We start from the raw sequence: 24,706 nt of genomic DNA on the forward strand, positions 1-24,706 counted from the left end.
CTCCAAGATTTAGAACTGCTTCCTGCTGACGCCAGGTGAGATCGTAAACTACGCTGTCTCCCTGCCCATGCGGCGCGCGGTATAGCGTTCGACCGCCGACAGCCCGTCATAAATGAGCACGGCAAGTGCCGCCACGATCAGGCCGCCCTGCAGGATGAAGGCGAGGTTGTTGGACAACAGCCCGGCAATGATCACCTCGCCCAGCGTCTTGGCGGCCACGGTCGAGCCGATGGTGGCGGTGGCAAGGCCGATGACAACCGACAGCCTGATACCGCCGAGCATGATCGGGGCGCTGAGCGGCAGCTCGACCTTGACCAGTCTTTGCCAGCCGGTCATGCCGGCGCCGCGCGCCGCCTCCATCACATTGGCCGGCAGCGTCGTCAGGCCGGTCAGTGCATTCTCGAAGATCGGCAGCAGGCCATAGAGAAACAACGCGATCAATGTCGGCTTTTCGCCAAAGCCGACCGCCGGCACCGCAAGCGCCAGCACCGCCACCGGCGGAAAGGTCTGGCCGATATTGACCAGGCTGCGCGATAGCGGCAGGAACTCGGCACCGGCGGGCCTGGTGACCAGGATGGCAAGCGCCACCGCAACGATGGTTGCCGCCATGGTGGCGATCAGCACGATGCGCAAATGCAACAGCGTCAGGGTCAGCAGGCTGCCCTGGTTATATATCACCGGGGCATTGTTCTCGGTCAGCGGCTTCAGCAGCGGTTCGAACCAGCCGGGATTGGTGAGGAAGGCGACGAGCAGCACGACCAGGGCCAGTCGCAGCAGCGCCGGAAGCCAGGCTTTCATACCGGCCTCGCCGAGCGTTTGACCAGACCGTCGAGAGTGACGCGGCCGAGCGGCTTGCCGTCGGCGTCCCTCACCGGCAGCGCCGGCCGGCCCGACCACAGCAATTCTGCCAACGCATCGCGCTGGCTGGCATCGCCGGGGATCGCCTCGCCCTCAGCGGTGCCTTTCTCCACCGCGTCGCGCACCCGGCCGAGCGACAGCAGGCGAAACGGCCGTTCGCTGGCGCCGACCAGGGTTTCGACAAAAGCGCTGGCCGGTTTGGCCAGGATCTCGGCCGGCTTGGCGTATTGCACGAGCTTGCCGGCATCCATCACGGCGATCTTGTCGCCCATATGAACGGCCTCCTCCATGTCATGGGTGACAAGGATGATCGTGGTGCCGAAGCGCTTCTGGATCGTCAGCAGGTCTTCCTGCGCCTTGGTGCGGATGATCGGATCGAGGGCGCCGAACGGCTCGTCCATCAACAGCACGTTAGGCTCGGCGGCGAGCGCGCGGGCAACGCCGACGCGCTGCTGCTGGCCACCGGAAAGCTCGTGCGGGTAGCGCGGGCCGAACGCCTCGGGATCGAGCTGGTAGAGCGTCATCAGCTCCTCGACGCGGGCCTTGATGCGGGCCTTGTCCCAGCCGAGCAGAACCGGCACGGTGGCGATGTTCTGCGCCACGGTGCGATGCGGAAACAGGCCGTGGCCCTGGATGGCATAGCCGATGCTGCGGCGCAGTTCATAGCCGGGCAGCGAGCGGTTGTCGGCGCCGTCGAGCTTGATGACGCCAGCGGTCGGCTCGACCAACCGGTTTATCATGCGCAGCAGCGTCGTCTTGCCGGACCCGGACGTGCCAACGATGACAGCGATGGTGCGCGGCTCGATGACCATCGAGACGTCGTCGACCACCGTTGTCGCATCGTAGCGCTTGGTAATGCCTTCGATCTCGATCATGCCGGGCTTGCCTCGCGTCGTCTGGTGGAGGTCATTTCGATCACCGCGTCGAGTATGATGGCGGCGGCGAAGGCGAGCGCGACCGTCGGCACCGCGCCGAGCAGCACCAGATCCATCGCCGTCTGGCCAACGCCCTGGAAGACGAACACGCCAAAGCCACCGCCGCCGATCAGCGCGGCAATCGTCGCAAGGCCAATGTTTTGCACCAACACGATGCGGATACCGGTGAGGATCACCGGAAAGGCCAGCGGAAACTCGACACCGAACAGACGTTGCCTGTCGGTCATGCCCATGCCGCGGGCAGCGTCATTGGCGGCGCGTGGCACGCCGGCGAGGCCGACCACCGTGTTCGCCACCACCGGCAGCAGCGAATAAAGGAACAAGGCGACGAAAGCCGGCGCGGTGCCGATGCCGCGAATGCCGAGCGCCGCAGCCCCCGGCACATGTGACGCGATCCAGCCGAGTGGCGCGATCAGCAGCCCGAAAAGCGCGATCGAGGGAATGGTCTGGATGATGTTGAGCACGTTGAGGACGCTCGCACGCAGCCTCTCGACGCGATGGCAAAGGATGCCGAGCGGCAGGCCGATGATCACCGCGGCAAGCAGCGAACCGAGTGCCAGCGTCACATGCTTGGAACCTTCGGCCCAAAAGCTGTCGGCGCGGTTGGCGTATTCCTTGAGGATGGACAGGTCGTTCCAGCTTCCCGAAATCAACAGCAGACCGACCGCCGCGCTAGCCACTACCAGCACGCCGACGCGGCCCCAGGGCGAAAGCTCCAGCCTCGTCAGAACGTCGGCCAGCAAGAGCGTGAAAGCAAAGATGAGGATCCAGAAGCCCGAGGCCGGCGAAATTCGCGCAAAGGTATTGCCGGCCGGAGTGAGGAACGTGCCGGCGACGCCGATCAGCAGCGCGAGCACGGCAAGTGCCGCTACGCTGGCGGCGAGGCGCAGCATCAGCGGCGTCTTGAACAGCGCGACAAGTGCGGCAGCGACAATGATGGCGAGCAGCAAGGGCCCGGTGGCTGGCGGCAACGCCTCGAGAATCGAACGCGCCTGGCCGGGAACGATGCGGTTGGCACGGAACGTGGCAAAGGGCGCGGCGAAAGCCGCGTAGCCTGCTATCGCGGCGATGACCACGCCGAGCTTGTCGAAGCGGATTGGCACGCCCTCCCCCGTCAGTCGTTCCGGCGCGCCACGAATGCGGCGCGCCGGAATCGCTCTACTTCAGGAAGCCGTTCTTTTTCAGGAAGTCTTCGGCGACGCCCTTGACCGGCTCACCGCCGACCTGGACGCGGCCGTTCAGCTCCTGCAGCGTGACGAGGTCGAGCTTGGCGAAGACCGGCTTCAGCAGCGTCTCGATCTCGGGATGCTGCTTGAGCACCGCTTCGCGGATGATCGGCGCCGGCTGGTAGACCGGCTGCACGCCCTTGTCGTCGTCGAGCACGACGAGACCGGACGGCGCGATGCCGCCATCGGTGCCGTAGACCATGGCGGCGTTGGCGCCGCTGGTCTGGTTGGCTGCCGCCGCGATGGTCGCCGCCGTGTCGCCGCCTGAGAGCGTGATCAGCTGCTCGGGTTTCAGCGTGAAGCCATAGGTGGTCTGGAAGGCCGGAAGCGCTGCCGCCGAATTGACGAATTCTGCGGAAGCCGCCAGCACCACCTGGCCGCCGCCAGCGACATACTTGCCGAAGTCGGAGAGCGTGGCGAGCTTGTTGGTTTCGGCCACCTCCTTGCGCAGCGCGATCGCCCAGGTGTTGTTGGCTGGCGACGGCGACAGCCAGACAATCTTGTTGGCGTCATAGTCGAGCTTCTTGGCCGTCTCATAGGCCTTGACGGCATCCTTCCAGACCGGGTCGTCGGCCTTCTCGAAGAAGAAGGCGGCATTGCCGGTGTATTCGGGATAGATGTCGATCTCGCCGGCGGTGATCGCCTTGCGCACCACCGGCGTGCCGCCGAGCTGGATGCGGTCGGTGGTCTTGATGTTGTTGGCGTTGAGAACGAGCTGGATGATGTTGCCGAGCACGCCACCCTCGGTGTCGATCTTCGAGGAGACAACCACCTGGGCGCTCGCGGAGGCAGCGGTGATGCCGAGCGCAAGCGCCGCGCCGGCCAGAGCCTTGATTGAAAACATAGTGAAATCCCCTTGCAATGAACCGAAATTCGGTGGCCCCATATGAGCATGGCCCAAACGCGCCGTCGGGGCATACGGTTTCATAAGAACAGGGATCGGCGCAATAATTTTGTTCGGGCGGCGACGCCTTCGCCGAGTCCATCCTGACAGCATCGTATCAAGCAAAGCGATCCGGGATCAGGCGCCGGCTTTGCGAGTGCCCGTCAGCTTCAGCGCGCCGAGGGCCATGAAGCACAGAACGGTGACCGGAAAGATCATCCAGTTCAGCATCTCCCAGCCCCAGGCGTTGTAGACCATGCCCGACATCAGCGAAGCGCAGGCCACCGAGCCGAACAGGACGAAGTCGTGGAAGCCTTGCACCTTGCCCTTTTCCGACGGCCGGTAGCTGGCCGCCACCATCGCCGTGGCGCCGATGAAGCCAAAATTCCAACCAAGGCCGAGCAGGATCAGCGCCGTCCAGAATTGCCACAGCGCCAGACCCGACAAGGCGACAATGGCGCAGCCGGTCAACAGGATCAGGCCGATGGCCACGATGCGCTCGGCGCCGAAGCGATGGATCAGCGAGCCGGTGAAGAAGCTCGGTGCGAACATGGCCATGACGTGCCAGGAAATGCCCAGCGTCGCATCGTCTTCCGACAGGCCGCAGCCAACCATGGCCAGCGGGGCGCCGGTCATGACGAAGCTCATCAGCGCGTAGCTGCCGACCGCGCAGAACAATGCGGCGACGAAACGCGGTCGCGTGACGATTTCAGCCAACGGTCTGGCGTCGCTGCCGGCGATTTCCGCTTTCCCTGTTGCCTTCGCCGGCAGTCGCAGGAACGACAGGACGATGGCGCCGACCGCGGCCAGCGGCAGGATGGAAGCGAACGAGCCGGCAAACATCACCGGCGCGAACAATTCGCGGGTGAAGATAACGATCTGCGGCCCCAGGATGGCAGTGACGATACCGCCGGCTAGCACGAAAGAGATGGCGCGCGCCTTGAACGCCGGCGGCGCGTTGTCTGCGGCGGCAAAACGGAACTGCTGGACGAAGGCACCGCCGACCCCGATCAGCAGCAGGCCGAAGGCAAACAGCCAGAAGCTGCCATGGAAAAGCGCCAGGGTGGCGACCAGCCCGCCAAACGCGGTAACGACAGTGCCGGTCATGAAGCCGCCGCGCTGGCCCAGCCTGCGGATGATCGCCGCTGCCGGCAACGCGCCGAGCGCCACGCCGAGGTTGAAGCCGGTGATCGGCGCCGTCGCCAGCGACTTGTCGGCGGCAAGCAGATATTGCCCGGCCAGCGCACCCATGGAGATGGCGATGGGCGCAGCCGAGCCAACGATCGCCTGCGAGGCGGCGAGGATCAACGCGGTGCGACGCGCCTCCTTGCCTGCCTCGACGGCGATTGCCGTCATGATGCGTCCTTGCCGCGCCCTTCGCCACGCACCCGGCGTGACACGCGGTCGAGTACGGCGTTGACCAGCTTCGGCTCGTCTTCCTCGTAGAAGGCCTTGGCAATGTCGACATACTCGGAAACGATGACTGCGACGGGCACGTCCTCGCGCTTCATCAGTTCGTAGACGCCGGCGCGCAGGATGGCACGCAGTGTCGAGTCGAGCCTTGACAGCGGCCAATCCTCGGTCAGCGCCTGGCGGATGATCGGATCGACGGTCTTCTGGTTCTCGACGACGCCGGAGAGAATGGCGCGAAACCATTGCGCATCGGCCTCGCGGTAGAGCGCCCCGTCAACTTCCTTGCCGAGGCGAAAGGCCTCGTATTCGGCTGTGATCTCGAAGACACCGCTGCCGGCGACATCCATTTGGTAGAGTGCCTGCACGGCAGCCAGACGGGCAGCGCCACGCTTGTTGGCCTGGCGCACCGGCGGTCGGTCCTTGTCTCCGGATTGCGTCACGCCGTTCAGGCTCCGAGCCGTTTCTTCACCGCGATCATGGTCAGTGCGGCACGGGCCGCAAACCCACCCTTGTCGCCTTCCGTGCGCCGGGCGCGGGTCCAGGCCTGTTCGTCGTTCTCGGTGGTCAGGATGCCGTTGCCTATGCAGATGGCCTCCTGCACGGACAAATCCATCAGGGCGCGCGCCGATTCGTTGGCGACGATGTCGAAATGATGCGTCTCGCCGCGGATCACGGTGCCGAGCGCAACGTACCCGTCATACTCGGCCCCCTCGCCTTCGGCGGCGTCGAGCGCAAATGAGATCACAGCCGGAATTTCCAGCGCGCCGGGCACGGTGACGACATCGTACTTGGCGCCTGCCTCGTCCAGCGCGGCCTTGGCGCCGTCGAGCAGCGCATCCGCCAAATCGTCATAGAAGCGCGCTTCAATGATCAGCAGCTTGAGTTTCTTGTTCCTGGGCATTTTGGCTCACGTTTCCGGCGGAGCCGGTGACTTAGGCCGAAGCCGACAAGTTCGCAAGCTTTCCGAAGGTGACCCTGGGTCGAAATTCCAGGCAGCCGCTCAAAACCCTTCGTTCGCGGCCTCGACAAGGCGTGCCGCGTAGCGGGCCATGGTGTCGATCTCAAGATTGACGCGGTCGCCGACCTTGCGCTCGCCCCAGGTGGTCACGGTCAGCGAGTGGTGGATCAAAAGCACGTCGAAGCGCGTGCCTTGCACTCTGTTGACGGTGAGCGAGGTGCCATCGAGCGCGACCGAACCCTTGGGCGCAATGAACTTCGCCAGGTCGCGCGGCGCTTCCAGCGTGAAGCGCACGGCATCGCCCTCATCCTTGCGCTCGATGATCTCGGCCATGCCGTCGACATGACCCGAAACGATGTGACCGCCGAGTTCGTCGCCGATCTTCAGCGCCCGCTCCAGGTTGATCCGCGTGCCCGATTTCCAACCTATCGCCGTCGTCAGTCTGAGCGCCTCTTCCCAGGCCTCGACTTCGAACCAGCGCGCGTTCGAGCCGCTGTCTGGCAAGGCCGTAACCGTCAGGCAGACGCCGGCGCAGGAGATCGAAGCGCCGATGGCGATGGTCTGGGGGTCATAGGCCGTGTCGATGCGCAGCCCCACCCCTTCCCTGAGCGGTTTGACGGCCGCGACAGTGCCGACATCGGTGACAATCCCGGTGAACATCAGATCCTATCTTTCCGATTGACCACGATCCTATCCCGGTTCCCACTTTTCGGGACCATGATCTAGATATCCTTTACCCACTCTGCATAGCTGTCTTCGCCGAAACGCATGTCGCGAAGCTTGCGAAATCCTGCCAGGATGTGGTCAGCGTCGATCGGCGATGCAATGCCGTCGTCGCCGATCGCTTCGGGCCCCTGGAACAGCACGATACGGTCGACCAGCCCATCGGCCAGGAAAGCCTTGGCCACCCTGGCGCCACCCTCGACCAGGACACTTGCCATGCCGAGCGCGGCGAGATCCTCGAGCAGCTCCGGCAGCGCGACGCCGCCTTCATGTGTTTCTGTGCCGATGAAGCGCACGCCGGCGCGTTCGAGTGCTGCCCGGCGCAGCGGATCGGCCTCCAGGCAAGCGGCGACATAGAGCGGCACCCGGTCCACGCCCGAAACCAGCTTGGAGGCCTCCGGCAACCTGATCTGCCTGTCGAGCACGATGCGCGCCGGCGAACGGTTCTCCAGTCCGGGCAGTCGCACCGTCAGTGCCGGATCGTCCTCCAGCGCGGTGCCAATGCCGACCAGTATGCCGTCGGCCTCGGCCCGCATCAGATACACCTCGCGACGGGCGATATCACCGGTGATCGACACCTGCCCCTCGCCTTCCCTGCCGATCTTGCCGTCGCTGGAAAGCGCAAGCTTGAGAATCACTTCGGGCCGTTTTTTCAACGATCGAATGAGATAGCCGGCCATCTGCTCGGCGGCTTCCACCGCCAGCACCTTTTCGACCACCTCGACACCCGCGGCGCGCAGGATCGCATAGCCCTTGCCGGACACGCGCGGATCGGGATCGCTGGCGGCGCCAACGACGCGCGCGACACCGGCATTGACCAGCGCGTTGGCGCAAGGCGGCGTCCGGCCATGGTGGGCGCAAGGTTCCAGCGTCACATAGGCGGTGGCGCCGCGCGCCAGCTCGCCGGCCTCGGCCAGGGCCTCGGTCTCGGCGTGCGGGCGGCCGCCGACCGCGGTGACGCCGGTGCCGACGATCATCGGCCCGGCACCGTCATCGCGCACGATCAACGTGCCGACGGAGGGATTGGTCGAAGTGCGTCCGGCATTCTTCCGCGACAGTCTAAGCGCCGCCGCCATGAAACGGCGATCAAGGGCGGCCTGTCCGGTCTTGTCGCTTGCGGTCATGCTCAGCTGGCGTCCTCTTCGCCCTTTGTTTCGTCGCCCTTGAGCTCGCCGAGCAATTCGTGGAAATCCTTGGCCTCGCGAAAATTGCGGTAGACCGAGGCGAAGCGCACATAGGCGACATCGTCGAGCGACTTCAGTGCTTCCATGACCAGCCGGCCGACTTCGCCGGAGGCCACTTCCGTTTCACCGGAGCTTTCGAGTTGGCGCACGATGCCTGTCACCGCTCGGTCGATGCGCTCCGGATCGACATTGCGCTTGCGGACGGCGATCTCCACCGAACGCAGCAGCTTGTCGCGGTCGAACGGCACTTTTCGGCCGGACTTTTTCACCACCACCAGGTCGCGTAGCTGGACGCGTTCGAAGGTGGTGAAGCGGCCGCCGCAATCGGGGCAGACACGCCGCCTGCGGATCGCCGCGCCATCCTCGGCGGGGCGCGAATCCTTCACCTGCGTATCTTCGGACTGGCAATAGGGACAGCGCATGGTGAGCCTTGGGTTCGCGAATCTCGTGGGACGAAAGGCTTAGTGCTTTTTACAACGATGGCAAAGCATGCACGGCCCTTCGCGCCTCAGAGATAGCGAGGCGCAAGGAAAATTGCGAGAGCAGCCAGCAGCCGGACGGCGATACCGCCAAGCACGGCCAGCCGGTAGTCGACCTTGTCGGAAGGCGAGATAGGCGGGGATGGTCACCCCGGCCAGACAGGCCTCGCGAAAGGCCACGGCCGTGGTCTGAGCCGGGGCAGCTTGCGTGGGTGCGGTTTAGGCCAAGGTGATGCCTGGGAGCGGCAGGGCGGCCAAAGCGGTCGGGGCGCGCGCGGCGCCGCCGAGACGAAACATGCCTATCATCAAGGCTCCTGTGGATCACACCGGCCTTGCCGCGACGCTTGTCGTCGTGACAAGGCGGCGAGACCCGAAGTCTCGTCAGCCGAGATAGGGATAGAGCGGGAAACGATCGGTCAGCGCCATCACCTTGGCCTTGACCGCCGCTTCGACAGCAGCATTGCCCTCGTCGGAGTTGGCGACCTTGAGACCATCCAGCACTTCGGCGATCAGCTTGCCGATCTCGCGGAACTCGGCCTGGCCGAAGCCTCGCGTGGTACCGGCCGGGGTGCCGAGACGCACGCCCGAGGTGACGAAAGGCTTTTCAGGGTCGAACGGAATGCCATTCTTGTTGCAGGTGATGTTGGCGCGACCGAGCGCTGCCTCGGCGCGCTTGCCGGTGGCGTTCTTGGGACGCAGGTCGACCAGCATCAGGTGGTTGTCGGTGCCACCGGAGACGATGTCGAGCCCGGTTTCCTTCAGGCTCGCGGCCAGCGCCTTGGCATTGGCGGCGACGCTTTCGGCGTAGACCTTGAAGCTCGGCTTCAGCGCCTCACCGAATGCGACCGCCTTGGCGGCGATGACATGCATCAGCGGGCCACCCTGTAGGCCGGGGAACACCGCCGAGTTCATCTTCTTGGCGATCTCCTCGTCATTGCACAGGATCATGCCGCCGCGCGGGCCGCGCAGCGATTTGTGCGTGGTGGTCGTGACCACATGCGCGTGCGGCAGCGGCGACGGATGCACGCCGCCGGCGACGAGACCGGCGATATGAGCCATGTCGACCATCAGATAGGCGCCGACCGCATCGGCGATCTCGCGAAAGCGCTTCCAGTCCCAGACGCGCGAATAGGCGGTGCCACCGGCCAGGATCAGCTTCGGCTTGGTCTCGTGGGCGGTCTTCTCGATGGCGTCCATATCGAGCAGATGGTCATCCTTGCGCACGCCGTAGGAGACCACCTTGAACCATTTGCCGCTCATGTTGACCGGCGAGCCGTGGGTCAGATGGCCGCCGGAATTGAGGTCGAGGCCCATGAAGGTGTCGCCGGGCTGCAGCAGCGCCAGGAACACCGCCTGGTTCATCTGGCTGCCGGAGTTTGGCTGGACGTTGGCGAAGTTGCAGCCGAAGAGCTTTTTCGCCCGCTCGATGGCCAGTTCCTCGGCCACATCGACGAACTGGCAGCCGCCATAGTAGCGCTTGCCCGGATAGCCCTCGGCATATTTGTTGGTCATGATCGACCCCTGCGCTTCGAGCACGGCGCGCGAGACGATGTTTTCAGAGGCAATCAGCTCGATCTCGTGGCGCTGGCGACCAAGCTCGTTGCGGATGGCGCCGAAAATCTCCGGATCGGCATCGGCAAGCGTGGTTTCGAAGAAGGATTCGAATTTGTTCGACACTGCCGCTGCTGTTGCCATGGCTTGAAATCCTCGGAGTTCGGGGGGCGATCTTTGTTGAGCATGTCGTCGTCCTGAACCGCTGCGTAGTTTTGGGCGACATTCGCCGCGCATTAACACAGTTGCTTTCGCCTCGCCACGTTTGCAGCGCGAAATTTGCTGGCCGGTTTGCGGCAGAAGGGCCGCGAGACCGCTATTTCCTTTTCTGCCGACCCGTCAGCAAAGCTTCGGTGAGGGTGATCTCGGAAAACAGGGCCCGCATCGTATGGTCGTTGATCTCGCGGCTGCGAAACATTGCCCGGACGGCGGTGCGTTCCGCCTCGATGCCGGCGAGCCTGAGTTCGAGCTCCAGCTTCCCGGCTTCGCGGGCCTCGGCGCGCGCTTCGTCGGCCTCGTCGGAGGCGGCGATGCGGCGCCGGTAGCCGGCGACGATGCTGTCGGCGACGGCCAGCCCGGCCTCCGCCACCTCGCCCTCGCCTGCGTCACTGGCGATGCTCTCGATCCTGGCGATGGCAGCATTGGCCGCGCCGACTCGCGCCCGGCGCTCTTCGGCCGCAGCTGGATCCTCGCCCGGTTCAACCAGCCCGCGCGCGATCTTCGGCAAGGCAAGGCTGGCGATGGTGAGCGAGCAGATGATGACGCCGGCTGCGAGGAAGATGACAACATCGCGCGCCGGAAACGGCGAACCATCCGGCATGGCGAGCGGCAAGGACAGGATGCCGGCCAGCGTGACGGCGCCGCGCACGCCTGCAACCGAACCGGCGAGCCGGACGCGCAGGCCGAACACCTTGGCCTTGCGCTTGCCCAGCCGCGCGGCGATCGCCTGCGCGATATCGCCAATCCAGATCCATACGAAGCGCAGGCCGATCAGGCACAGCGTCAGAGCCAGTATTGTGGCGACCGGCTCCGCCAGCCAATGCCGGCTGGTGAGTTCGGGCGGAACGTTACGGATGATATCGGGCAGCTGCAGGCCGAGCAGGATGAAGAGCGCGCCGTTGAAGACGAAGGACAGCGTCGTCCACAGCGACATCGTCTGCATGCGCGCCGAGACGCCAAGATAACGGAAAATGCCGGAGCCGCCAGTCAGCAAGCCGGCGGTGACCGCAGCCAGGATGCCGGAGGCGCCGGCATGTTCGGCGCCGAGATAAGCGATGAAGGGTATCAGGATCATGACCAGCACCTGCGCCTCGGCCGGCACGCCGCCGATGCGGCTCAAGAGCTGCAGCGTCTTGGCGGCGACGATCAGCGCCGCCACGCCGGCCAGGATGCCGGCCGCCACGGCATAAAGAAAGCTCAGCGAGGCCGCCGCGAAGGAAAAGCTGCCGGTCAATGCCGCCGCCACGGCGAAGCGGAACATGACGAGGCCCGATGCGTCGTTGAGCAGCGACTCGCCTTCCAGGATGTGCATCAGCCGCGCCGGCACGACGTTCCTGTCGACGATCGAGGACACCGCGACCGCGTCGGTCGGCGACAGTACGGCGGCAAGCGCGAAAGCGACGACCAGCGGGATGCTCGGCACCAGCCAGTGCAGGGCATAGCCGAAACCGACGACGGTGAAGAAGACGAGCCCGATGGCAAGGTCCAGGATCGGCCCGCGCAGCGCTATGAGTTCGCGCTTCGGCGCGGCAACGGCATCTGCAAACAGCAGCGGCGGAATGAACACCAGCAGGAACAGATCCGGATCGATCTCGACATGGATACCGCGCACCGGCCAGGCGAGTGCGGCTCCTATGGCGATCTGCAGCACCGGCAACGGCACCCGCACCAGTCGCACCAGCGCGCCGGAGACCGCGACGAAGACGAGCACGACCAGGATGAAGACGGCGACCTGCATGGGCGCGTTTCCGAGTGTTTTCCGGACCATGCGCAAACAGCTCCGGTCCGTCCAGAAAAAGAAAAGGCCGCCCGAAGGCGGCCTTTGCGATACCGAGAAGCCTGTTAGAGCGCCGACGTGATCTGTAGCTCGTTGGCGCCGTCGAGCGCGTAGACGTCGTCGCGGAACTGCACAACGCCCGGGCCTGTCGACCAGGCCGAGAGATAGAGGAAATGCACCGGCACCGGGTTGGTGATCTGGATCGGCGTGTTTTCGCCAGTCTTGATCGCCGCCTCGAAATGCTGGCGGTCCCAGCCGGGCGTGTCGCGCAGAATCCAGGTGACGAGGTCGCGCACGTTCTGCACGCGCACGCAGCCCGAGGAATCGAAACGCATCATCTTGCCGAACAGGCTCTGCTGCGGGGTGTCGTGCATATAGACGCCGTCCGGGCTCGGAAAATTGATCTTCACCGAGGCCATCGCGTTGCCCGCGCCCGGATCCTGGCGGAAGCGGTACTTCGCCGCGTCGTCAGTCGACCAGTCGACATTGAGCGGATCGACCTCGCTGCCGTCTGGAGCGAACAGGCGGATATGGCTGTCCTTCAGATAATTGGGATCCTTCCGCATCAGCGGAATGATGTCCTTGCGCACGATCGAGACCGGCGCGTTCCAGTAAGGATTGACGATGATCTCGTTGATCTTGGAATTGACGATCGGCGTCTGGCGATCGATCTTGCCGACGATCGCGGTGTGGCGAAGCACGACGCGGTCGTTCTCGACCGCTTCGACCTGCGCCGCCGGAATGTCGACCAGCACATAGCGGCTACCCAGCGTGCCGGCCTTCTCCTTCAGCCGCTGCAGATTGGTCTGCAACTGGCCAAGCCGGATCTGCGCCGAGACATTCATCGCGGCATAGGTGTACTTGCCCATTGAGCCGTCAGCCGGCAGGCCGTGGCGCAACTGGAAGCGCTTGACCGCCGAGTCGACATAGGAATCGAAGGCCGTTGAAACGCCGGCGCTCTGCGCAAGGTCGCCGGAAACCATCAGACGCTTGCGCAACGGCACGACATCCGGATCATCGACGCCGAGTTCCAGTTTCTTGGTCGCGGGGACCTCCACCCAGCCGCCCTGCGCGACAATATTCTGATACTGGGCGACCGCCTGCTCCGTAAAGGCAACGGTCTGCAGGCTGAAAATCGGCAGTGTCGAGGCCACCTTGCCGCCCTCGCTGGCGCGAGCGTCAAACTGATCGTCCCAATTGCCGCGGGCCGACGATTTCAGGATATCCCCGATCACATCCTGCGCATTGGCGCCGCCGGCGACCATCGCTGCTGCGAGCGCGGAGGCTCCGGAGAGGAAAAAACGGCGGCTGGTTCTCATAGACGTTCCAGACATTCTTGTAGCGTTCGATCTACTGCATTCGGTTATCGGGCGATCTCGCCCGCACTCTAGAGTTGGCAACCTTAACAATTGACCAACCATGTCCGCATCAGTTCGGCCACAAACGCGCGGGGCACGATACGGGTTCCAGGTGAAGGCACGGCTTTCACCACAGCATCACCGGCATCCTCGGTCCCATTGGAATATGGCGGCAACGTGGCTTCCGGCGGAATTTGGCCCGGCCGTCACGGCGAAATGAAAGACCCGTGCTCTTTCGGCACCGATCGGCGATCGCCTGCATGACATCGCCGGGTGAACCACCAGCCATTGATGAAACAACGACAAGCGAAAGTCCGCTGACAGCCGTAACCCGAAAATCGTCAAACCCAAAAGAAAAGGCCGGCGCTTTCGACCCCGGCCCTGACTGAAGGTCGCTGTTTCGGCCGCGCTTCTTTGGCGCGGGCCAGATCCGATGCGCCGGATGCGCCTTACATCCGGTAGGCGATGGTGTCGTTCCAAAAGCGGTCGAGCCGCTGCAGGGCGCGGTTCATCTGCTTGAACTCGTCGGTGTTGATACCGCCGACCTGTTCGATCGAGCCGACATGGCGCTCATAGAGGCCGGCGACGACGTCAGCCACCTCGTTGCCCTTCGGCGTCAGCGAGACACGAACCGAGCGGCGGTCGATGCGCGAGCGCTGGTGGTTGATGAAGCCGAGATCGACCAGCTTCTTCAGATTGTAGGAGACGTTGGAGCCGAGGTAGTAGCCCCGCGAGCGCAGTTCGCCGGCGGTCAGCTCGGAGTTGCCGATGTTGAACAGCAGCAGCGCCTGGATGGCATTGATGTCGGAACGGCCGTTGCGGTCGAACTCGTCCTTGATCACGTCAAGCAGGCGGCGGTGCAGCCGCTCAACAAGCTGCAGCGATTCCATGTACAGCGAACGGATAGCCTCGCGGCGATCGTCGGATACGTTGGCGGTCTTCGCCGCCGGACGCGAATTGATCATTGTCTTTGCCTCTCGTTTGTCGCCCTGGTGATTTTTTGTTTTTCACCTTGATCGCGACACTATCGAATACTCATAAAATTCGACTTAAACGCTAGGGCTAACAAGAGCTTACCGGTAAGAGGTTTCGAAAGAGGCTTAACGAACGGTCACCCGAGCAAGGATAATTAACCTAAAGATTTAGCCAAGGATTTTGGAGGCCCAATTCACCGCCTGTTGGACCGCGCGGGCGCCCACCGGGCCTTACCCTCGTACCGGCCGCTTCTGCATATGGATGACGACGCGGAAGACGATATAGAGCACCGCCACCGCCGAATGCGAGACGATGATCAAAGGGCGGGAGCCGAAAAGTTCGGGAAAGCCGGCATACATGACGATCTCGGTCACCGCGCAGATGAACCAGATCACCGGTCCCCAGGAGGCCAGCATCCACAGGCCTGCAGCGGCGAAGGGGAAGAACACGGCCAGCACCACCGCCGCCACCTGCCAGTGGACCGGCATCAGGTCGAAACGCCAGAGCGATCCCGGATAGAAGCCGATCAGCTTTATCCAGTACAAGATGCCGAACAGCAGGCAGTAGCCTGATATGACGCGCTGGAACCAGGCGAATATCACCTCGACCGTCGAGGGCTGGAGCACGACGCGTCTCGAGGTCACCTCGCTCACAGTTCGAGCTCCCGTTCGCCGAGCGAGGCAAAATAGGCGTCGACATCCGCCTCGCTGACCGCAGCAAGGCTGGCGGGCCGCCATTGCGGCTTCGAACCCTTGTCGATGATGGCGGCGCGGATGCCCTCGTAGAAATCATGGCCGGCCAGCATCCGGTTGAGGATGCGGAACTCCATCTTCATGCAATCGTCCATCGACAGTGTCAGCCCGGCGCTGATCTGGCGCCAGGCGACGCGAAGACTGGTCGGCGAGCGCGTAAGGATCGTCGCCAGCGTCCTTGCCGCGAAATCGTCGGTGCCTGCGGCCCGCTCCAGGCTGTCGATTACGGCCTTGAGCGATGGTTGTGCAAAATGGCTGGATATTGCCTGCAGCGTCGGGCCGTCGGTCTCGCGCTTCGCCTGAGCGAAGAAACCGCGCAGTACAGTTTCCGGATCGCCGGTCAGCGTCAGCTGGTCGAGGAAGCCGGCCTGGTCCTCGGCCTTGATGGTGTGGGTAGCCAGCCCCGACCACAGCGCGTCGCCATAGCGGATGCGATTGCCGGTCAATGCCAGATACATGCCGAACGAGCCGCCGAGATCAGGCAGCAGATGGCTGGCGCCGACGTCCGGGAAAAAGCCGATGCCGACCTCCGGCATGGCGAACTGGGCATTCTCGGTCATCACCCGGTGCGAGCCGTGGAAGGAGATACCAACGCCACCGCCCATGACGATGCCGTCGATGAGCGCCACATAGGGTTTCTCGAAGCGCGCGATCTGAGCGTTGAGCCGATACTCGTCGGCGAAGAACTCGACCGGCGGCTTTCCAGCCCGGCCGGCTTCATAGATGTGCAGGATATCGCCACCGGCCGAGAACGCCCTGCCCTCGGCCTTGACGACCACGACATCCACAACGTCGTCGCGCTCCCAGCAATGCAGCGCTTCGCCCAGCGCCTTGACCATGCGGTGCGTCACGGCATTGAGCGCCTGCGGCCGCGTCAGCGTGACGACGGCTGCCCTGCCCAACCGTTCGAAGCGAATTTCGTCGCCTCCACCAAAATCCATCGCCAGAGAATCCCTCCCCCGCGCCTGCGGGACTGAAGTGCTAAAGGCGGCGCATGGGTGCGTCAATGGCGAGGTCAATCGGCAGCGGGTGAGTTTGGATTTCCGGGTTGGCGGAGCTCATCCTTTGCGCCCGGATCAAATGGGCGCAAAATTGTCAGCGAAGCACGGCTACCTTTGTGGGCAGCAGTCAACTCAAAGGCGACCGCATGATCCTTGTGCCCGGAGTGTCAGGATACGACTTGGCGATGCCGCGAAAGTTCGACCCGAACGACGTTCTAAGCCGCCCCCTTATGGCGAATCTGGCGACCGTTACCGCGGACGGCGCGCCGCGCAACGCACCGGTATGGTTCATCTGGGAGGAAGGTGCGATCTGGCTTCTCGGGTCGTCGGACGGAAGCGCGGTAAGGCATCTTGAAAGAGACCCACGTTGCGCGGTGGAAATTGTTCACTTCGACAACAATGCCGGCATCTTGCTGCATCTCGGACTGCGCGGCGTCGCCACCATCGAGCCGATGTCACCAGACCGCTTCAAACGGCTCCTTCACAAATATCTCGGTCCCGAAGCAAGCTGGAACGAGTGGTTCATCGATAACGTGGCCCAGGTCGAACATCAGGATGGGCGCATGATCAGACTTGCCCCAGCCAGCATTTTCACCAACAACGTGTCGTTCTTCAGAACGGGCCCTGACCTTGCGTGGCCGCCAAATCCATAGCCACGCTCGCTCCGCTTCCCCATCTTGGCTACCGCCACCGCCCGATGCTACAAGGCTGTTGATCACGGCCATGACCGGTTCGGGGGGAACGGTGAGCCATGTCGCAGTTTTCGCGCCTTGTTCTTGTGCTAGTCGGCTTGGTCATCGCTTATGCAGCGACCCATCCCGTAATCGCGGCAACCGTCGACGAGCTCTATCAGTCGCAGACCATCGTCACCGGCCAGGGCGAAGTAAACAGGCAGATCGGCTTCAAAGACTGCCTGGACAGGGTGCTGGTCAAAGTTTCCGGCGACCAGTGGCTGCCGAAGAAACCCGAAATGGCTGGTCTGCGCGACAAGGCCGGCAGCTTCGTCGATTCCTTCCGCTATCATGACAGGCTGGAAGGCATTCCGGTGCATGACGAGCAAGGCACGCATGACCGGCCGCATGATCTCACCTGCCTCTACAAGCCGGCGGTCATCGACAAAGTGCTTGGCGAACTCGGCAGCAAGCCGTGGCTTGGCGAGCGGCCGCGGCTCGTGGTGTTCCTCACGGCCGAGCAAGGTAGAAGGCATTTCGCGCTGACGGCTGATGATCAGCCAGGCCAGGCCATGCGCGAATCTTTCGTCAACGCGACCGGCCCGCTCATGATGCACATCGCATTTCCGCCGGCGGCACTGCTTTCCGGCATGGACGAGAACGCCGAGCGCGCCGCCGACATGGCAAGCCTGGACCGGCTCGCCCAAAAGGCAGGCGCCGACCAGGCGCTTGCCGGCAGCATCGTCTGGAGCGACAAGGATCTAGGCTGGATCGCCGATTGGCGGGTTGCCATGGCCGGCAAGACCTACCACTGGCAGGTGCGTGGGGTGAGCTTCGACGAGGCGTTCCGCGTCGCCATAAGGGGCGCGGCGCAGATCCTGTCGGGCAATGGACAACCGAAATAGGACGCGACCGGGTCGCTGGCACAAACGTGTCGCATTGGTCAGCGGCAAGGGCTCGTGGTAAAAGCCGCCGATCTGGAGTTTTGGCGATGAACAAATTCACCCCGACAAAGCCAGCCGGCGCGCGCAGCGTCGACGACATCACCGGCAGCCGCCGTTTGCGCCGCATGCGCAAGGCCGACTGGTCCCGCCGCCTCGTGCAGGAGAACCGGCTGACGGTCGACGACCTGATCTGGCCGATCTTCGTCGTCGACGGCAAACAAGTGCGCGAGCCGATCGCCGCCATGCCCGGCGTCTTCCGCCTGTCGATCGACCTTGCCGTCAAGGAGGCAGAGCGCGCGGCCAAGCTCGGCATTCCCGCGCTTGCCACCTTCCCCAATGTCGACATCTCGCTGCGCGACCAGACCGGTTCGTACATCCTCGACCCCGACAACGTCATCAACCGCGCCACCCGCGCGATAAAGGATGCCGTGCCTGGGATCGGCATCATCACCGATGCCGCGCTCGACCCGTTCACCAGCCACGGCCATGACGGCATTTTGCGCGACGGCATCATCGTCAACGACGAGACGGTTGAACAGGTGGCGGCGGCGGCGGTCATCCAGGCGGCTGCCGGTGCCGACATCATTGCACCGTCCGACATGATGGACGGCCGCATCGGCGCCATCCGCGACGCGCTCGACGCCAATGGCTTCCAGGACGTGGCGATCATGTCCTACGCGACCAAATTCGCCTCGGCCTTCTACGGCCCCTATCGCGAGGCGGTGGGCACCGCCGGCCTGCTCAAGGGCGACAAGAAGACCTATTACATCGACCACGCCAATTCCGACGAGGCGGTGCGCGAGGCCGAGCAGGACATCGCCGAAGGCGCAGACATGCTGATGGTCAAGCCCGGCATGCCCTATCTCGATATCATCCGGCGGCTGAAGGACGAATTCCAGATGCCGACCTTCGCCTACCAGGTGTCGGGCGAATATTCGATGATCAAGGCGGCCGGCGCCAATGGCTGGATCGACGGCGAGAAAGCGATGCTGGAATCGCTGCTCGCCTTCAAACGTGCTGGCTGCGACGGCATTTTGACCTACTTCGCACCTGAAGTGGCGGAGCTGCTCAAGGGATAACTTTCTCTTCTCGCGGACGGCCGGTAGCGGCGAGCAAATGCCGGCGATCCGCCTCGACATCCAGGATAATTTCCGGCTGGCGGCCGGGGAACCAGAGCGAAGGTCGTTGGACCAAGTGCCTTAGGCTTCTTCGCGCCCAAAAAATACCGCTTGCAATTCGCAATCGGTTTGCTAGAAAACAGCTGCTTGCAAAATACGATCGGTTGTCGAGGAGGCCTGTCATGCCCAAGCTGCGTGTCAACGCATTCACCCTGTCGCTCGACGGCTACGGCGCCGGTCCCGATCAGGATCTGCAAAATCCGCTCGGCGTCGGCGCGGAATCCTTGCACAAGTGGTTTGTCGATACCCGCACCTTCCGTAAGATGGTGCTCGGACAAGATGGCGGCACCACCGATATCAACGAGGCGTTCGCGGCGCGCGGTTTCGAAAATGTCGGCGCCTGGATCCTCGGCCGCAACATGTTCGGGCCGATCCGCGGCGAATGGCCGGATGAGACCTGGAAGGGCTGGTGGGGCGACAACCCGCCCTATCATGTCCCGGTTTTCGTGCTGACGCACCACAAGCGGGCGCCCATCACCATGGAAGGCGGCACGATTTTCCACTTCGTCACCGACGGCATCCATTCGGCGCTCGAGCAGGCGAAGTCGGCGGCCGAAGGCAAGGATGTGCGGGTGGGTGGCGGCGTCGCCACCATCCGGCAATATCTCCAGGAGAAGCTGATCGACGAGATGCATCTGGCGATCGCGCCGGTGCTGCTCGGGGCCGGCGAGAACCTTTTTGCCGGCCTCGACATGCCCAGGCTTGGATACCAGTGCACTGAACAGGTGGCGACGGCGCTCGCCACCCATGTTGTCATCAAGCGCGGCTAGGTGGAGAGCCTAATCTCCCCCCGCGTGGGGGAGATCGCAGCTTCATCTACCTCAATATTTCTCGGGCACATAAAGCTCGCGCGGCAGTGTCTGGCGCTCGTATTCGGGATTGAACACACGCTCGGGCAGCGTGATCTCCTCGTGTGGTACCTCTTCATACGGCATCTGCTTCAGCAGATGATCGATGCAGTTCAGCCGTGCCCGCTTCTTGTCGTTGCCCTCGACGATGAACCAGGGCGCTTCCGGGATGTTGGTGCGGGCGAAGGTCTCTTCCTTGGCCTTGGTGTATTGTTCCCATCGCACGCGCGACTGCAGGTCCATCGGCGACAGCTTCCACTGCTTCATCGGATCGTGGATGCGCATCAGGAAGCGCATCTGCTGTTCCTCGTCGGTGATCGAGAACCAGTACTTGACCACGGTGATGCCGGAGCGGACGAGCATGCGCTCGAACTCCGGCACGTCGCGAAAGAACTCCTCGACCTGATCCGGTTCGGCAAACCCCATCACCCGCTCGACGCCGGAACGATTGTACCAGGAGCGGTCGAACAGCACGATCTCGCCGCCGGCCGGCAGATGCGGGACATAGCGCTGGAAATACCACTGCGATTTCTCGCGCTCGGTGGGCGCCGGCAGCGCCACGACACGGCAGATGCGCGGATTGAGCCGCTGCGTGATGCGCTTGATAACGCCGCCCTTGCCGGCGGAATCGCGGCCCTCGAAGATCACCACCAGCTTCTTCTTGTGATAGGCGACCCAGGACTGCAGCTTGATCAGCTCGGACTGCAGACTGATCAAGCCGCGAAAATATTGCATGCGATCGATCGATGGCGGATGGGCGTTCTTGTAGATCCTGGCGATCTCCATCGAAAGTGCCGGCTCCGACATTTCGAGCTCATAGTCCTCGTCGAGCGTGTCGGCGAGCTCGGCTTCAAGCCAGTCCCTGGCCCCGGATTTCAGTTTGGGTTCGTTCATCTGCACCGCTCCGCATGCAAGCTGCCGTCCGTGATCCTGGCAGGCGCCCTCGTCCGGCCGGAAAAGGACCGTGAGCCGACTTGATATAGGCCAGCAATGACGGTTTTATTGCAGTCGGCCAAGGTCCAGGCCGCCGGGGCAGATTCCGCGAGGCATGATCGATCGGTCGTCGTGGCATGGCGACAAGTCATCCAAATTGTCCTACAAATAGCAGCCACATTCGCGGTGCCTTTCGCGGCACCCCTTTTCCAAATGCAATCGCGAGGACTGACATGGAATACCGCACTCTCGGCCGTTCCGGCTTGAAGGTTTCGACACTGACCATGGGCACCATGACCTTCGGCGGCGCCGGCGCGTTCTCCGCGGTCGGCAAGACCGACCTCGACGAGGCGCGCCGGATGATCGATCTGTGCATCGACGCCGGCATCAACGTCATCGACACCGCCAATGTCTATTCGAACGGCATCTCGGAAGAGATTATCGGCGAGGCCCTCGGCGGCAAGCGCAAGGGCGACGTGCTGATCGCCTCCAAGGCACGGATGCGGATCGGCAAGGGTCCGAACGATGAAGGCCTGTCGCGCTATCACCTGATCCGCGAATGCGAGAAGAGCCTGAAGCGGTTGAAGACCGACGTCATCGACATCTACTTCCTGCACGAGTGGGACGGAGTGACGCCACTCGAAGAAACCATCGCCGCGCTCGACACGCTGGTTGCCCAAGGCAAGGTCCGCTATGTCGGCTGCTCCAACTATTCCGGCTGGCAAGTGATGAAGGGGCTCGGCATCAGCGATAGCCATCGCCAGCCGCGCTTCGTCACCCAGCAGATCCACTACACGCTGGAGGCGCGCGAGGCGGAGTACGAGTTGCTGCCGATTTCGGTCGACCAGGGGCTAGGCGTGCTGGTCTGGAGCCCGCTCGCCGGCGGATTGCTGTCGGGCAAATACCGCCGCGACAGCCCCACCGCGCGACAGCTCGCCGGCTGGTCCGAGCCGCCGATCCGCGACGAGGACCGGTTGTGGCGCATCGTCGATGTCCTTGTCGATATCGGCACGCAGCGCGGCGTGTCGGCGGCCCAGGTGGCCCTGGCCTGGCTGCTTGGCCGGCCAGCGGTCTCCTCGCTGGTGATCGGCGCCCGCAACGAAGTCCAGCTCAAGGACAACCTAGCGGCCGCGAGCCTGGTGCTCACCGACGACGAACGCAACCGCCTGGACGCGGTCAGCCGGCCACCGCTGCTCTACCCCTATTGGCACCAGCAATTGACGGCAAGGGACCGGTTCGGCGCCGCCGATCTCGTGATTGACCGAAGCGGCGTGTGACCGCGGGGTTCGACGAGGAGCCCGGCCGGCGCTGTCCGCCGGGCAACTCTATCTTTTTGACGCAATTCCCAAGGGAAAGCGCTACGTGCTTTTCCCGGGAAAACGGTTTCACGCTTTTCCTGGAATTGCTTCAGCCCGTGATGTAGCGCCAGACTTCGGCGTCCGGTTTGATCTGGCCGCTGAGGACGAAGTATTTGTAGAGCACCAGCAGGGAGATCGCCTGCTCGGCCTGCTCGTTGGCGAATGTCCTGCAATAGGCATTCGCAGCGGCGATGATGCGCTCGGCTTGCTCGAGATGGCGTTCGAAATACGCCACGCGTTCGGCAAGATTGGAGAAGTCCGCTTCCAGCGGTACATAATGGACATCAGCCTGGAGCTGTCTCTCCGCGAACCATGTCTCGTAGGTCGGCGGCGGCATCAGGCACAGCGACTTCGAGTTCATGATCCATTTCAGGTTGGTCGCCACGTCATTGCCTTCGAGCGAGACGATATAGCGATAACGCTGGTGCTGGCTGATGCTGAGGAAGGGCTTGCTGTACTCGGCCGGCGCGTTCGGCTTGTGTGAGCCGGCGTCGCAGAACGGCAGGTCGCGCACGGCGTTCAGAAACCTTGTGCGTATGGGATTGTTGAGGTCGCCGCGCCAGACCACGGCCGGAAGCTTGTCGGCGAACGCGGTTGCGTCAGCAGGCATCTGGAAATGGCGAAACTTGTCGAGCTTCATGATGACCGCATTGCTGTCGTCGGCGACGATCGGCCGGTCCTTGACGATCGAAGGCACCTTCGGCACCTTCCTGACGTCTCCGTATTCCACGTCGATCAGCAGCGCGCGATCGAAGTAGCGGGCAAATTCCTTCAGGTCGTAATAGTACATGGTCGGCGTAAACGGCAGCTCGCCTATGCGCACGGCATCAGCGCTGGGCGTAAACGCATCCTGCAGCTTGTTGTAGTAATTCAGCCGCTGGCGAACCGAAGCGTCCGGGAGCCTTGCCTTTTCGAGGCGAGCGGCCAGCCTGTGGCGAAACAACGCCTGCGGGGCGATATCGCGCGCAAAGTTTCGCGCATAGTAGAAAACCCTTGCCGTCGTTCGCGCAATTGTGGCCATGCTTCACTTGATCAAAACAAGCGGGCGGCTCTCAATACCTGGGCGCCCCGGTTCCTCCTACACCATTGTGCCGCGCATCTTGCAAGCCCCGCACCATCATCGACGCCAACAGCCGAGCAGTTCACTTCAGCTGTTGTGTTTGGCGGCCAATGCTCTTAGGCAGGGTCAGAGCCGCGAGGCAGTGAAAAGGAGCCGATATGGCGCGAGCACCAAACTACGATCAGGAACGCAAGGAACGCGACCGCCAGAAGGCGGCCAAGAAGGCTGAGAAGCTGGCGGCCAAGGTTGCCGCGCGGGAACGTTCGCAGCCCGAGAACGAGACTGAAACCGAAGCAGCGAAATGACGGCAAAAGGCCCGCGAATGCGGGCCGTGCCTCAATCCGGATTGTCGCCTTGCGTCAGGCCGTCGCCTTGTCGCTGACGAAGACGTCCACTTCGCGCGCCGCGGCAATGAAGGCGCGCCTGGCGTTCATCGCCGGCTTGTCGCCAGCCAGCGCATCGTGACAGGCCTGCAGCGCCGCGCGATGCTTGGGGCTGCGTTTGCCCGGCCAGCTGTTGAGCAGGTAGTCGGAAGCCTCTCGGGCCGAGCGCAAGAGCTGAGTGCTTCCCGCCGCGACTGACTTGACCGTCACGGGTGTTTCAAATCGGTTGTTTTCCATCGCCGCTCTTACGCCATCGGCGCTCGCGAAGCGAGGCCGAAAGTGCATCTCGCGTCCGGGGCGTCGCCTTTTGCACGGCGACCGCCCTGCCCTGCAGCCGCCGCACTAAGCGGCAACGACGGCAAAACCCCTGGCGCGAAGACCACGGCGATCGTTGGCGAGCGACGTCACCAGCCTGTCGCGGCTGCCGACGATGTGGGCCGAAAGCTGGCGTGCGGCCTCTTCGGCATCGCCAAGGCGTGTCGTCGCCAGAATGGCGCGATGTTCGGCCCAGGCACGGGCAAGGGCCGCCTCATCGCGAACCTCCAGCCAACGGGCCCGCGACAGGCGCGTCATGGCATCGCGGACCGCGCGAAACAGGAATTCGTTGCCCGACAGGCGCGCCAGCTCGATGTGGAAATCCATGCCGACACGATGCCATTCCTCGCGCGGCGTGTTGGTGTCGCAGGATTCGAGCATCGCCTCGATGACATCGACCCCGCTCCTGTCGGCCAAGGCACAGGTCAGGCGAAGTGCGGCAACCTCGACCGCCTCCCTGTAGACGGCGATCTGCTCGAGTTCAGCCAGATTGATGGGCGAAACCGTCCAGCCACGGCCATCCCTGCCGACTAGGCCTTCGGTCTCGAGCCGCAGCAGCGCGGCCCTGACGGGGGTTCGCGACGCGCCGAAGCGACTTTCGATCCAGCGCTCGGTCAGTTTCTCGCCAGGACCGGCTCGAGGCCCAGGATCATCTCTCGAAGCTGTTTTTCGACGCTCTGCATCTGCGACATTGTCGTTCCCGTTTTCTGGCCGTTTGCTGGCG

Annotated in this window: 25 protein-coding genes and 1 pseudogene; 6 read left to right on the top strand and 20 right to left on the bottom strand. The window is 63.5% G+C overall.

What is annotated here, in order from left to right; all coding sequences use genetic code 11:
• Window positions 1-48 precede the first annotated feature (48 nt).
• The 16 genes from AC56QQ_RS21235 to AC56QQ_RS21310 all read right to left on the bottom strand — a co-directional run bounded on the left by AC56QQ_RS21235 (window position 49) and on the right by AC56QQ_RS21310 (window position 16,232).
• A complete protein-coding gene (locus AC56QQ_RS21235) occupies window positions 49-798 on the bottom strand; it encodes an ABC transporter permease (protein WP_497123240.1) in 750 nt (249 codons plus the stop codon).
• A complete protein-coding gene (locus AC56QQ_RS21240) occupies window positions 795-1,733 on the bottom strand; it encodes an ABC transporter ATP-binding protein (RefSeq protein ID WP_497123241.1) in 939 nt (312 codons plus the stop codon). Before AC56QQ_RS21240 ends, AC56QQ_RS21235 begins: the two co-directional genes overlap by 4 nt.
• Entirely contained in the window at window positions 1,730-2,896 is a 1,167-nt protein-coding gene (locus AC56QQ_RS21245) for an ABC transporter permease (RefSeq protein WP_497123242.1), read from the bottom strand. The genes AC56QQ_RS21240 and AC56QQ_RS21245 overlap by 4 nt, the downstream gene beginning before the upstream one ends.
• Before the next feature lie 55 nt (window positions 2,897-2,951).
• Window positions 2,952-3,863 (bottom strand): glycine betaine ABC transporter substrate-binding protein OsmF, encoded by a 912-nt coding sequence (gene osmF / locus AC56QQ_RS21250; RefSeq protein ID WP_497123243.1) that lies wholly within the window; start codon window positions 3,861-3,863, stop codon window positions 2,952-2,954.
• 177 nt (window positions 3,864-4,040) lie between these two features.
• The gene (locus tag AC56QQ_RS21255; RefSeq protein WP_497123244.1) at window positions 4,041-5,258 is read right to left on the bottom strand and encodes an MFS transporter; all 1,218 of its coding nucleotides are present in this window, start codon (window positions 5,256-5,258) and stop codon (window positions 4,041-4,043) included.
• Window positions 5,255-5,662, bottom strand: coding sequence for a transcription antitermination factor NusB (gene nusB, locus AC56QQ_RS21260; protein WP_489863698.1), 408 nt, complete (start codon window positions 5,660-5,662; stop codon window positions 5,255-5,257). Before nusB ends, AC56QQ_RS21255 begins: the two co-directional genes overlap by 4 nt.
• 98 nt (window positions 5,663-5,760) lie before the next feature.
• A complete protein-coding gene (locus AC56QQ_RS21265; RefSeq protein WP_497123245.1) occupies window positions 5,761-6,216 on the bottom strand; it encodes a 6,7-dimethyl-8-ribityllumazine synthase in 456 nt (151 codons plus the stop codon).
• A 99-nt stretch (window positions 6,217-6,315) separates the two neighbouring features.
• Entirely contained in the window at window positions 6,316-6,933 is a 618-nt protein-coding gene (locus tag AC56QQ_RS21270) for a riboflavin synthase (RefSeq protein WP_497123246.1), read from the bottom strand.
• 62 nt (window positions 6,934-6,995) lie between these two features.
• Window positions 6,996-8,120: a bifunctional diaminohydroxyphosphoribosylaminopyrimidine deaminase/5-amino-6-(5-phosphoribosylamino)uracil reductase RibD gene (ribD, locus tag AC56QQ_RS21275; protein ID WP_497123247.1), complete on the bottom strand. Its 1,125-nt coding sequence runs from the start codon at window positions 8,118-8,120 to the stop codon at window positions 6,996-6,998.
• Between the two features lie 2 nt (window positions 8,121-8,122).
• Window positions 8,123-8,602, bottom strand: a complete 480-nt coding sequence (nrdR, locus tag AC56QQ_RS21280; RefSeq protein ID WP_091578115.1) for a transcriptional regulator NrdR — start codon at window positions 8,600-8,602, stop codon at window positions 8,123-8,125.
• Between the two features lie 438 nt (window positions 8,603-9,040).
• Window positions 9,041-10,354 carry a serine hydroxymethyltransferase gene (glyA, locus tag AC56QQ_RS21285; RefSeq protein ID WP_091578113.1) on the bottom strand — a complete coding sequence of 438 codons (1,314 nt, stop codon included), beginning with the start codon at window positions 10,352-10,354 and terminating at the stop codon, window positions 9,041-9,043.
• Between the two features lie 172 nt (window positions 10,355-10,526).
• Window positions 10,527-12,167, bottom strand: coding sequence for a Na+/H+ antiporter (locus tag AC56QQ_RS21290; RefSeq protein WP_497123248.1), 1,641 nt, complete (start codon window positions 12,165-12,167; stop codon window positions 10,527-10,529).
• 104 nt (window positions 12,168-12,271) lie between these two features.
• A complete protein-coding gene (locus AC56QQ_RS21295; RefSeq protein WP_489860918.1) occupies window positions 12,272-13,525 on the bottom strand; it encodes a L,D-transpeptidase family protein in 1,254 nt (417 codons plus the stop codon).
• Between the two features lie 488 nt (window positions 13,526-14,013).
• Window positions 14,014-14,529: a transcriptional regulator LdtR gene (gene ldtR, locus AC56QQ_RS21300; RefSeq protein WP_013896002.1), complete on the bottom strand. Its 516-nt coding sequence runs from the start codon at window positions 14,527-14,529 to the stop codon at window positions 14,014-14,016.
• A 240-nt stretch (window positions 14,530-14,769) separates the two neighbouring features.
• On the bottom strand, window positions 14,770-15,192 hold the full coding sequence (locus AC56QQ_RS21305) for a DUF6163 family protein (protein ID WP_489860917.1): 423 nt from the start codon (window positions 15,190-15,192) through the stop codon (window positions 14,770-14,772).
• Entirely contained in the window at window positions 15,189-16,232 is a 1,044-nt protein-coding gene (locus AC56QQ_RS21310) for an enoyl-CoA hydratase/isomerase family protein (RefSeq protein ID WP_497123249.1), read from the bottom strand. The genes AC56QQ_RS21305 and AC56QQ_RS21310 overlap by 4 nt, the downstream gene beginning before the upstream one ends.
• Before the next feature lie 107 nt (window positions 16,233-16,339).
• Here AC56QQ_RS21310 and AC56QQ_RS21315 point away from each other — a divergent pair, with 107 nt between their 5' ends.
• The 4 genes from AC56QQ_RS21315 (at window position 16,340) to AC56QQ_RS21330 (ending at window position 19,855) form a co-directional block, all read left to right on the top strand.
• Window positions 16,340-16,945 carry a pyridoxamine 5'-phosphate oxidase family protein gene (locus tag AC56QQ_RS21315; protein WP_497123250.1) on the top strand — a complete coding sequence of 202 codons (606 nt, stop codon included), beginning with the start codon at window positions 16,340-16,342 and terminating at the stop codon, window positions 16,943-16,945.
• Window positions 16,946-17,043: 98 nt separating this feature from the next.
• Window positions 17,044-17,868 carry a DUF8605 domain-containing protein gene (locus AC56QQ_RS21320; RefSeq protein ID WP_497123251.1) on the top strand — a complete coding sequence of 275 codons (825 nt, stop codon included), beginning with the start codon at window positions 17,044-17,046 and terminating at the stop codon, window positions 17,866-17,868.
• An 86-nt stretch (window positions 17,869-17,954) separates the two neighbouring features.
• Window positions 17,955-18,986, top strand: a complete 1,032-nt coding sequence (gene hemB / locus AC56QQ_RS21325) for a porphobilinogen synthase (protein ID WP_497123252.1) — start codon at window positions 17,955-17,957, stop codon at window positions 18,984-18,986.
• 221 nt (window positions 18,987-19,207) lie between these two features.
• Window positions 19,208-19,855: a dihydrofolate reductase family protein gene (locus AC56QQ_RS21330; protein WP_497123253.1), complete on the top strand. Its 648-nt coding sequence runs from the start codon at window positions 19,208-19,210 to the stop codon at window positions 19,853-19,855.
• Between the two features lie 51 nt (window positions 19,856-19,906).
• Here AC56QQ_RS21330 and ppk2 read toward each other — a convergent pair whose 3' ends face one another.
• Window positions 19,907-20,827 carry a polyphosphate kinase 2 gene (ppk2, locus tag AC56QQ_RS21335; RefSeq protein ID WP_497123254.1) on the bottom strand — a complete coding sequence of 307 codons (921 nt, stop codon included), beginning with the start codon at window positions 20,825-20,827 and terminating at the stop codon, window positions 19,907-19,909.
• 272 nt (window positions 20,828-21,099) lie between these two features.
• On the opposite strand from ppk2, the gene AC56QQ_RS21340 reads away from it, so the two are divergent.
• Window positions 21,100-22,143, top strand: coding sequence for an aldo/keto reductase (locus AC56QQ_RS21340; protein WP_497123255.1), 1,044 nt, complete (start codon window positions 21,100-21,102; stop codon window positions 22,141-22,143).
• A gap of 130 nt (window positions 22,144-22,273) precedes the next feature.
• Here the strand turns inward: AC56QQ_RS21340 and AC56QQ_RS21345 are convergent, their stop codons facing one another.
• On the bottom strand, window positions 22,274-23,245 hold the full coding sequence (locus AC56QQ_RS21345) for a glycosyl transferase family 90 (protein WP_497123256.1): 972 nt from the start codon (window positions 23,243-23,245) through the stop codon (window positions 22,274-22,276).
• A 197-nt stretch (window positions 23,246-23,442) separates the two neighbouring features.
• Between AC56QQ_RS21345 and AC56QQ_RS21350 the strand changes: the two genes are divergently transcribed.
• Window positions 23,443-23,589, top strand: coding sequence for a hypothetical protein (locus AC56QQ_RS21350; protein WP_489860909.1), 147 nt, complete (start codon window positions 23,443-23,445; stop codon window positions 23,587-23,589).
• 54 nt (window positions 23,590-23,643) lie between these two features.
• On the opposite strand, the gene AC56QQ_RS21355 is transcribed toward AC56QQ_RS21350, so the two are convergent.
• A complete protein-coding gene (locus AC56QQ_RS21355; protein WP_244529578.1) occupies window positions 23,644-23,877 on the bottom strand; it encodes a DUF982 domain-containing protein in 234 nt (77 codons plus the stop codon).
• A gap of 132 nt (window positions 23,878-24,009) precedes the next feature.
• Window positions 24,010-24,674 (bottom strand): annotated as a pseudogene (locus AC56QQ_RS21360) (GntR family transcriptional regulator).
• Between the last annotated feature and the right edge of the window lie 32 nt (window positions 24,675-24,706).

Source organism: Mesorhizobium sp. RCAM 05099, assembly GCF_059683685.1.

Bases quoted from the DNA above. Each gene is read 5' to 3' on its own strand.
- AC56QQ_RS21295 (WP_489860918.1), bottom strand. From the start codon at position 13,525: ATGAGAACCAGCCGCCGTTTTTTCCTCTCCGGAGCCTCCGCGCTCGCA.
- AC56QQ_RS21240 (WP_497123241.1), bottom strand. From the start codon at position 1,733: ATGATCGAGATCGAAGGCATTACCAAGCGCTACGATGCGACAACGGTG.
- hemB (WP_497123252.1), top strand. From the start codon at position 17,955: ATGAACAAATTCACCCCGACAAAGCCAGCCGGCGCGCGCAGCGTCGAC.
- AC56QQ_RS21270 (WP_497123246.1), bottom strand. From the start codon at position 6,933: ATGTTCACCGGGATTGTCACCGATGTCGGCACTGTCGCGGCCGTCAAA.
- glyA (WP_091578113.1), bottom strand. From the start codon at position 10,354: ATGGCAACAGCAGCGGCAGTGTCGAACAAATTCGAATCCTTCTTCGAA.
- nrdR (WP_091578115.1), bottom strand. From the start codon at position 8,602: ATGCGCTGTCCCTATTGCCAGTCCGAAGATACGCAGGTGAAGGATTCG.
- AC56QQ_RS21330 (WP_497123253.1), top strand. From the start codon at position 19,208: ATGCCCAAGCTGCGTGTCAACGCATTCACCCTGTCGCTCGACGGCTAC.
- AC56QQ_RS21255 (WP_497123244.1), bottom strand. From the start codon at position 5,258: ATGACGGCAATCGCCGTCGAGGCAGGCAAGGAGGCGCGTCGCACCGCG.
- ldtR (WP_013896002.1), bottom strand. From the start codon at position 14,529: ATGATCAATTCGCGTCCGGCGGCGAAGACCGCCAACGTATCCGACGAT.
- AC56QQ_RS21310 (WP_497123249.1), bottom strand. From the start codon at position 16,232: ATGGATTTTGGTGGAGGCGACGAAATTCGCTTCGAACGGTTGGGCAGG.
- ppk2 (WP_497123254.1), bottom strand. From the start codon at position 20,827: ATGAACGAACCCAAACTGAAATCCGGGGCCAGGGACTGGCTTGAAGCC.
- AC56QQ_RS21235 (WP_497123240.1), bottom strand. From the start codon at position 798: ATGAAAGCCTGGCTTCCGGCGCTGCTGCGACTGGCCCTGGTCGTGCTG.
- AC56QQ_RS21265 (WP_497123245.1), bottom strand. From the start codon at position 6,216: ATGCCCAGGAACAAGAAACTCAAGCTGCTGATCATTGAAGCGCGCTTC.
- AC56QQ_RS21350 (WP_489860909.1), top strand. From the start codon at position 23,443: ATGGCGCGAGCACCAAACTACGATCAGGAACGCAAGGAACGCGACCGC.
- AC56QQ_RS21290 (WP_497123248.1), bottom strand. From the start codon at position 12,167: ATGCAGGTCGCCGTCTTCATCCTGGTCGTGCTCGTCTTCGTCGCGGTC.
- AC56QQ_RS21345 (WP_497123256.1), bottom strand. From the start codon at position 23,245: ATGGCCACAATTGCGCGAACGACGGCAAGGGTTTTCTACTATGCGCGA.
- AC56QQ_RS21340 (WP_497123255.1), top strand. From the start codon at position 21,100: ATGGAATACCGCACTCTCGGCCGTTCCGGCTTGAAGGTTTCGACACTG.
- ribD (WP_497123247.1), bottom strand. From the start codon at position 8,120: ATGACCGCAAGCGACAAGACCGGACAGGCCGCCCTTGATCGCCGTTTC.
- osmF (WP_497123243.1), bottom strand. From the start codon at position 3,863: ATGTTTTCAATCAAGGCTCTGGCCGGCGCGGCGCTTGCGCTCGGCATC.
- nusB (WP_489863698.1), bottom strand. From the start codon at position 5,662: ATGGATGTCGCCGGCAGCGGTGTCTTCGAGATCACAGCCGAATACGAG.
- AC56QQ_RS21320 (WP_497123251.1), top strand. From the start codon at position 17,044: ATGTCGCAGTTTTCGCGCCTTGTTCTTGTGCTAGTCGGCTTGGTCATC.